Origin of the sequence: Verminephrobacter aporrectodeae subsp. tuberculatae At4, assembly GCF_000193225.1 — a bacterium.
Lineage (GTDB): Bacteria > Pseudomonadota > Gammaproteobacteria > Burkholderiales > Burkholderiaceae_C > Acidovorax > Acidovorax aporrectodeae.
In genome coordinates this window covers 1-8,016 of sequence record NZ_AFAL01000696.1, presented here as the reverse complement: position 1 = coordinate 8,016, position 8,016 = coordinate 1, and the positions used below count along the sequence as shown (strand labels likewise).

Here is an 8,016-nt window from a genome sequence, read left to right as displayed (position 1 = left end):
GTCCGCCGTGGTTGACCGCGAAACCGGCCTGCGCGGCGCGCGCCGCATCAGCCACGTCTTCCTGTTCGACCTGCCGCGCTATCCCAAGCTGCTGGGCCTGGCGGACTGCGTGGTCAACATTGCGCCGGACCTGAGGACCAAGCACGAAATCCTCGGCAATGCGGTCGGCCTGCTTCAGCGGCTGGGCATCGCGCAGCCCAAGGTCGGCATCCTGGCGGCGGTGGAGTGGGTCAACCCGGCGATTCCGGCAACGCTGGATGCGCAGGCCCTGGTGGATGCGGCGAAGGCGGGCGCATGGCCCGGCGCACTCGTCGAAGGCCCCTGCGGTTTCGACAACGCCATCTGCGCCAAGGCCGCGCGCATCAAGAAGATGGAATCGCAAGTCAGCGGCGATGCGGACCTGCTGGTCGTGCCCGATCTGAATGCCGGCAACATGCTCTACAAGAGCTTCAACTACGTCGGCGGCGGCGAGTGCGCGGGTCTGGTGCTGGGCGCGCGCGTGCCCATCGTGCTGACGTCGCGCTCGGATTCGCTGCTGGCGCGGATCGCGTCGGTGGCCCTGGCCGTGCTGGCGATGCCGCGCGCGCGCTGACCCTTCGAATCCGCGCGACAGCGCATTCAGTGGGCTTGGCGCGCCGCTTGCATGCAGTGGTCGATGAAGGCCAGCGCGCTGCGCCCCAGGTGCTTGTCGCGATGCGTGACGATGGCCAGGTGCCGCAGCGCCTTGGGCAGTCGGGTGCGCACCTCGACCAACCAGCCTTGCGCGATGGCCTCGGCCACGACATAGCGTGACACGCATCCCAGGCCCACGCCGCGCGCGACGAACTGCTTGATGGCCTCCGTGCTGCCCAGCTCGAAGCCGACGTTCAGGCGGCCGAGGTGCTCCAGCAGCCAGCGGTCGGCGGCCTCGCGCGTGCCCGAGCCGCGCTCGCGCAGCACCCAGTCGGCTTCGCGCAGCTGGCGCAGCCCTGCGACCTGCCCCGCGAGCGGGTGCGTCGGTGACGACACGATCGCCAGCTCGTCGCTGAGCCAGCCTTGCGTCGTCAGGTCCGGACGCGTCTGCGAGCCTTCGATGAAACCCAGGTCAACGTCGAAGCCCGCCACGGCCTCGATGGCCTGCGTGGTGTTGCCGATCTGCAGCTGAACTTGGCTGTCGGGGTTCGCGTCCTTCCAGCCGGCCACCAGGTCAGGCAGCAGGTATTCGCCGATGGTGAAGCTGGCCGCCATGCGCAGCGGCGCCGGGTGCTCGCTGGCAAACAGCGACTCGATCTCTGCGGCGTGCTCCAGCAGCGCGCCGGCCTTGGCGCGCAAGGCGTGGCCGTTCTCGTTGAGCAGCAGCCGCCGGCCGACGCGGTCGAACAGGTTTACGCCCAGCACGGCCTCCAGCTCGGCCAGCGCGGCGCTGGCGGCGGACTGCGACCGTGCGACCCGCGCCGCGGCCGCGCGGGTGGAGCCCTCGCGGGCGGTGGCTACGAAGACTTCGAGCTGGAGCAGATTCAGGCGCAGGCGCGCGTCCGGCAGGTGATCGATTTTTTGGGTCATGATGAGAAATATTCTCCGCTTTTTTGTTTGATAGAAATCCCTAGGATGGGCGCGCCCCATAAAAAAGAACCGAAGGACCGCCCGTGTTCAAGTTCCTCTCGCGCGAGCCGATTCACGACCCACTCGAGGCCCCGACGCCGACCGACGAGACAACGGTCAAGACCACCACCTGCTACATGTGCGCCTGCCGCTGCGGCATCCGCGTGCATCTGCGCGAGGGCGAGAACGGCCCGCAGGTGCGCTACATCGACGGCAACCCCGAGCACCCACTGAACAAGGGCGTGATCTGCGCGAAGGGCTCGTCGGGGATCATGAAGCAGGTGTCGCCGGCACGCATCACGCAGCCGCTGCTGCGCAAGCCGGGCTGCGAACGCGGCGCCGGTGGGTTCGAGCCGATCAGCTGGGAGCGCACCTTCGAGATCCTGACGGAGCGCCTGGGCAGGATCCGTTCGACCGACCCCAAGAAATTCGCGCTGTTCACGGGGCGTGACCAGATGCAGGCGCTCACCGGCCTGTTCGCGCGCCAGTTCGGCACGCCCAACTATGCGGCGCACGGCGGCTTCTGCTCGGTGAACATGGCCGCAGGCATGATCTACACCATCGGCGGCAGCTTCTGGGAATTCGGCGGGCCTGACCTGGAGCGCGCCAAGCTGTTCGTGATGATCGGCACGGCCGAGGACCATCACAGCAACCCGATGAAGATCGCCATCAGCAAGTTCAAGCGCGATGGCGGGCGTTTCATCTCGATCAACCCGGTGCGCACCGGCTACTCGGCCATCGCCGACGAGTGGATTCCCATCAAGCCCGGCACCGACGGCGCGCTCTTCATGGCGCTGCTGCACGCGTTGATCGGCAGCGACCTGATCGACCACGCCTTTCTCAAGCGCTTCACCAACGCGCCGCAACTCGTGGTGCTGGACGAGGGCGCGCGCGAGGGGCTGTTCGCCTTCGATCCCGACCCCGAACGCGGCCCGCCGGGCGATGGCCGCCATCCGCACAACAAGCTGATCTGGGACCGCGCCGACGGCACCGTGAAGGCGGCGTACCCCGAAGGCATCGGCGAAGGCTGCGACCCCGCGCTGGAAGGCCATTACACGCTGGCCGACGGCACGCGCGTCGCGCCATCCTTCCAGTTGCTGCGCGAGCGCGTGGCCGACTGCACGCCGCAGTGGGCGGCGGCCATCACCGGCATCGACGCCGGGCGCATCCGCAAGCTGGCCTGCGAGATGGGCGAGACGGCGCTGCACCAGGCCTTCGAGATGCCGATTCCCTGGACCGACGCCTGGGGCAAGGTGCACCCGAGCACGCAGGGCCGACCGGTGGCCTTCCACGCGATGCGCGGGCTGGCGGCGCATTCCAACGGCTTTCAGACCATCCGCGCGCTGGCCGTGCTGATGAGCGTGCTGGGCACCATCGACGCGCCGGGGGGCTTTCGCCACAAGGCGCCGTACCCGCGCCACATCGTGCCGAACTACCGGGCCTTCAACTCGCCCGAGATGATCCGGCCGGACACGCCGCTCAACGCTGCGCCGCTGGGCTTTCCGGCGAATCCGGACGAGCTGGCGATCAACCCCGACGGCTCGCCGATCCGCATCGACCACGCCTATTCGTGGGAGCACCCGCTGTCGGCGCACGGGCTGATGCACAACGTGATCACCAACGCGGTCAGGGGCGACCCGTACCGCATCGACACGCTGCTGATCTTCATGGCCAACATGGCGTGGAACTCGAGCATGAACACGATGGGCGTGCGCGAGATGCTCAACCGCAAGGACGCGAAGGGGGAGTACATGCTTCCCTTTCTTGTGGTGTGCGACGCCTTCCAGAGCGAGACGGTGGCCTTTGCCGACCTGGTGCTGCCCGACACCACCTACCTCGAACGCCACGACGTGATGGGCATGCTCGACCGGCCGATCTCCGAGTTCGACGGGCCGGTGGATTCGGTGCGCATTCCGGTGCTCGAGCCCACCGGCCAGTGCAAGCCCTTCCAGGAAGTGCTGATCGAGCTGGCGTCGCGCCTCAAATTCCCGGCCTTCACCACGCCCGAGGGCGGGCGCAAATTCAGCGACTACCCGGATTTCGTCGTCAACTTCCAGCCGCAGCCGGGCATCGGCTTTCTGATGGGCTGGCGCGGCAAGGACGGCACGGAGCATCTGAAGGGCGAGCCGAATCCGAAGCAGTGGGAGGCCTACGCGCAGAACAACTGCGTGTTCCAGCACCACATGCCCGAGACCATGCACTACATGCGCAATTGGAACCGGGAGTACCTGGACTTCGCCAAGGACAAGGGCTGGCGTCAGCGCAACGATCCGGTGCAGCTGGCGCTGTATTCGGACACGCTGCAGAGCTTTCGCCTGGCCGCGCAGGGCAAGACGCAGGGGCGCCAGCCGCCCGAGGCACTGCGCGAGCGCATCGACACCTACTTTGATCCGCTGCCCTTCTGGTATCCGTCGCTCGAAGACGGCGTGACCGACCGCAAGGCCTATCCGCTCAACGCGCTGACGCAGCGGCCGATGGCGATGTACCACTCGTGGGATTCGCAGAACGCATGGCTGCGCCAGATCCACAGCCACAACTACCTGCACGTGAACCCCATTACCGCCCGGGGCGCGGGCATCGAGGACGGCGGCTGGTGCTGGGTCGAGAGCCAGTGGGGCAGGGTGCGCTGCATGCTGCGCTACAGCGAAACGGTCGAGCCTGGCACGGTCTGGACATGGAACGCCATCGGCAAGGCCGACGGTGCCTGGCAACTGGCGCCCGGGTCCGACGAAGCGCGCAAGGGCTTCCTGCTGAACCACCTGATCACCGAGGAACTGCCTTTCGCGAATGTGCACGGCGGCACGACCATCAGCAACTCCGACCCCATCACCGGCCAGGCCGGCTGGTACGACGTGCGCGTGCGCATTCGGCCCGCCGACCCGCAGGAGCCCAAGGAAAGCTTCCCGCAGATCGCGAGCATGCCCAGCCCGCCGGGCGTGATCGGCAAGGCCGCGAGCGTGCTGACCTACTTCGCCGGAGGACGCCGCAAATGATGCAGTGGCTCAAGGACCTGCTGACGGGCGCGCCGCAGCAGCTGTCGCTGGTGGAAGAGGGCGTGCGGCCGGTGTCGGTCTCGCGCGAAGGCAAGGTCAGCGTGCGGACCGATCCGGGCGAAACGCTGGCCAAGCAGCTCGCGCTGGTGATCGACCTGAACGTGTGCGTGGGCTGCCATGCCTGCGTCACCTCGTGCAAGCAATGGAACACCTCCGGCAGCGCGGGGCCGCTGGCCGACGAGAAGCCCTACGGCGCCGACCCGACCGGCACCTTCTTCAATCGCGTGCAGACCTACGAGGCTGGCGCGTACCCGCTCACCGAAACCATCCACTTCCCCAAAAGCTGCCTGCATTGCGAAGACCCGCCCTGCGTGCCCGTGTGCCCGACGGGCGCGAGCTACAAGCGCAAGGAAGACGGCATCGTGCTGGTCGACTACGACAAGTGCATCGGCTGCAAGTACTGTGCATGGGCCTGCCCGTACGGCGCGCGGGAACTGGACGAAGAGCGGCAGGTGATGACCAAGTGCACGCTGTGCGTCGACCGCATCTACGACGAGAAGCTGCCCCGGGAAGACCGCAAGCCCGCCTGCGTGAAAGCCTGCCCGACCGGCGCGCGCATCTTCGGCGACGTGAAGGACCCGAATTCCGAGGCGTCCATCGCGATCCGCGAGCGCGGCGGCTATTCGCTGATGCCGGAGTGGGAAACCCGCCCGGCCAACCAGTACCTGCCGCGCCGCGTGACCGACGTGGCCGGCGGCAGCTCGAAGGTGCAGCCAATCGTGGAAGGCGCGCGATGAACCCGGCGTTTTCCGTCGTCATCTTCACCACCATCGCCGGGGCCGCGCAAGGCCTCGTCGTGGTGCTCGCGCTTGCGCGCCTGGCGGGGATGGCCGTCGGGCCGTCGTTCATCAGCATCGCGCTGATCGTGGCCGAGGCGATGCTGCTCATTGGCCTGGGTGCGTCCTTCGGCCACCTGGGCCGCCCGGAACGCGCGTGGCGCGCCGCGATGATGTGGCGCACCTCCTGGCTGTCGCGCGAGGTGATCGTGCTGCCGACCTTCATCGCCATCGTCGCGCTGTGGTGGCTGGCCTTGCGCAATGGCATCGACGGTGCGCTGCTGCCGCTGGCGGCCATCGTCGTGGCGTTGCTGCTCTGGTATTGCACCGCCATGATCTACGCCTGCCTGCGCTTCATCCAGGAATGGGCGCAGCCGCTGACGCTGGTCAACTTCACGCTGATCGGCCTCTCGTCGGGGCTGATCCTGGCGAGCGCGCTGGCCGTGCCGTGGAGCCAGCCGCAGCTGCTGCGGGTGACTGGCCCGGCGGCGCTGGCCGTGACCGTGATCGCATGGATCACCCGCACCCTGGCGTTGCGCCGCAACGCCTCGCTGAAACACAAATCCACCCTGCAGACGGCCACCGGCATCCGCGCGCCGAACCTTGTGCAGCAGTCGATGGGCATGTCGGCGGGCTCGTTCAACACGCGCGAGTTCTTCCATCACGCGGGCCTGCTGGCCCTGAAGAACGTGAAGCTCGCCCTGATCGTGCTGGGCTTCGCGCTGCCCACGGCCTTGCTGCTGTGGGGTGTCATGGCGGCCTCGGGCCTGGCCTTCGTGCTGGCGCTTCTGGTGCAGGTGCCGGGCCTGGTGGCGGACCGCTGGTTCTTCTTCGCCCAGGCAAAGCACCCGCAGAACCTGTACTACCAGGTGGTTTCCTGAGCGGGCAGTGGGCCGTTCGCAGCCTCGATGCGCTGCCAGCAACATGTCCATCATGCGTTGCGGCCAAGCTTGACCACTGCAAAGCAGATCTTCTCCGTCAATCCCTTGGCCGATCAACGGGAATCTTCAGATAGGCAATGCCATTCGCCTCGGGCGGCGGCAGACGGCCGGCGCGCATATTCACCTGCACCGACGGCAGCATCAGCGCCGGCAGCGCCAGCGTGGCGTCGCGCGTCTCGCGCAGTGCGACGAAATCGGCTTCGGACACGCCGTCGCGCGCATGGATATTGCCCGCGCGCTGCTGCGCGACCGTGGTGCTGCCCATGGCCTCGCGCCCTGCGGGCGGGTAATCGTGGCAGACGTGGAGCAGCGTCTCCGGCGGCAGCGCGAGCAGGCGGCGAATCGAGCGAAACAAGGTGGGCGCATCGCCACCCGGGAAATCGCAGCGCGCAGTTCCCAGGTCGGGCATGAACAAGGTATCGCCGACGAACACCGCACCGGGCCCCCCGCGGGATCGGCGATGCGATACGCCATGTCAGCCGGCGTGTGGCCGGGCACGTGCAGTGCCTGCGCCTGCAACCGGCCGATGGCGAAGGCGTCGCCGTCGGCGAACAAGCGGTCGAACTGCGATCCGTCCACGGCCATGTCCTGTGCGTTGAAGACATCGCGGAATGCGCGCTGCACTTCGGTGACGCGTGCGCCGATTGCCAGCATGCCGCCAAAGCGCCCTTGCAGCCAGGGCGCGCCGGACAGGTGGTCCGCATGCACGTGCGTCTCGAGCAGCCATTGCACGCGCAGGCCTTGTGCCTGAATGTGCGCGGCGACAAGCTCGACCGGGCGCGCATCGGTGCAACCGGACTGCGGGTCGAAACCCAGCACCGGGTCGATGACCGCGCAGGCGCCGGCTCCGTCGTCGATCACATGGGAAAACGTCGCCGTGGTCGCATCGAAAAAGGAATGCACGGACAGGCTCATGGTGACTTCTTCAAGATGCCCGGTGAAAGCGCAGGACTGCGGCGCCGGCTCAGCCGCCGAAACGCTGCACCGTCAATCCCTGCATGTCGATCTCCGGCGTGCGCCCGCAGACCAGGTCGGAGACGATCTTGGCCGTCCCGCACGCCTGCGTCCAGCCGTTCGAGCCGTGGCCGCTGTTGAGGAACAGATTTGACCAGCGGGCCTTGCCGAGGATCGGCGGACCGTCCGGGGTCATCGGCCGCAGTCCGGCCCAAAAGGACACGTGCTCCCAGTCCAGCCCTTCGGGAAACCAACTGCGCACTACGCGCAACAACAGGTCCTTGCGCGCCGGGTCGAGCGCGAGGCCGTAGCCGGCCAACTCGGCCATGCCGGCGGCGCGGAGCCGGTTGCCCAGGCGCGAGATCATCACCTTGTTGTGCTCGTCCATCACGGACAGGGTGGGCACCTGGCCCGGGTCGGTCACGGGAAGGGTGACCGAATAGCCTTTGAGCGGGTAGACCGGCAGCTTCAATCCCAGCGGTGCCAGCAGCAAGGGCGCGTAGCTGCCAAGGGCCACCACGTAGGCGTCCGCCTGCATCGCCCCGTACGCAGTGTGCACCCGGCTGATCGCCCCCTTCTCCTGTTCCAGCGCGTCGATGCGCGTTGCGTACCGGAACGACACGCCGTGCTGCGCGAGATGGGCGGCCAACTGGCCGGCAAACTTGTGGCTGTCGCCGGACGCGTCGGCGGGCATGTGCAGGGCGCCGGCAA

At 67.7% G+C, this 8,016-nt stretch carries 6 protein-coding genes and 1 pseudogene; 4 read left to right on the top strand and 3 right to left on the bottom strand.

Translation table 11 applies throughout. The features are described 5' to 3' along the window. The coding region (locus tag VTU_RS0119585) for a phosphate acyltransferase (protein ID WP_010107711.1) at positions 1–592 on the top strand (592 nt) is incomplete at its 5' end. A 26-nt stretch (positions 593–618) separates the two neighbouring features. On the opposite strand, the gene VTU_RS0119580 is transcribed toward VTU_RS0119585, so the two are convergent. Next, positions 619–1,542, bottom strand: a complete 924-nt coding sequence (locus VTU_RS0119580) for a LysR family transcriptional regulator (RefSeq protein ID WP_010107710.1) — start codon at positions 1,540–1,542, stop codon at positions 619–621. 83 nt (positions 1,543–1,625) lie between these two features. Between VTU_RS0119580 and VTU_RS0119575 the strand changes: the two genes are divergently transcribed. The 3 genes from VTU_RS0119575 to VTU_RS0119565 are packed head-to-tail and all read left to right on the top strand — an operon-like array spanning position 1,626 to position 6,291. Then, complete coding sequence (locus VTU_RS0119575) at positions 1,626–4,574, top strand: molybdopterin oxidoreductase family protein (RefSeq protein ID WP_010107709.1); 2,949 nt, start codon at positions 1,626–1,628, stop codon at positions 4,572–4,574. After that, entirely contained in the window at positions 4,571–5,371 is an 801-nt protein-coding gene (locus VTU_RS0119570; protein WP_010107707.1) for a 4Fe-4S dicluster domain-containing protein, read from the top strand. Before VTU_RS0119575 ends, VTU_RS0119570 begins: the two co-directional genes overlap by 4 nt. Beyond that, a complete protein-coding gene (locus tag VTU_RS0119565; RefSeq protein WP_010107706.1) occupies positions 5,368–6,291 on the top strand; it encodes a dimethyl sulfoxide reductase anchor subunit family protein in 924 nt (307 codons plus the stop codon). The genes VTU_RS0119570 and VTU_RS0119565 overlap by 4 nt, the downstream gene beginning before the upstream one ends. A gap of 97 nt (positions 6,292–6,388) precedes the next feature. Here the strand turns inward: VTU_RS0119565 and VTU_RS28800 are convergent. Then, positions 6,389–7,266 (bottom strand): annotated as a pseudogene (locus VTU_RS28800) (MBL fold metallo-hydrolase). Positions 7,267–7,315: 49 nt separating this feature from the next. Then, positions 7,316–8,016, bottom strand: a 701-nt coding sequence (locus VTU_RS0119555; protein WP_010107700.1) for an FAD-dependent oxidoreductase, incomplete at its 5' end; no start/stop codon positions are given.

Excerpts from the sequence above, each read along its gene's own strand:
- VTU_RS0119580 (WP_010107710.1), bottom strand. The coding sequence starts at position 1,542 with ATGACCCAAAAAATCGATCACCTGCCGGACGCGCGCCTGCGCCTGAAT.
- VTU_RS0119570 (WP_010107707.1), top strand. The coding sequence starts at position 4,571 with ATGATGCAGTGGCTCAAGGACCTGCTGACGGGCGCGCCGCAGCAGCTG.
- VTU_RS0119565 (WP_010107706.1), top strand. The coding sequence starts at position 5,368 with ATGAACCCGGCGTTTTCCGTCGTCATCTTCACCACCATCGCCGGGGCC.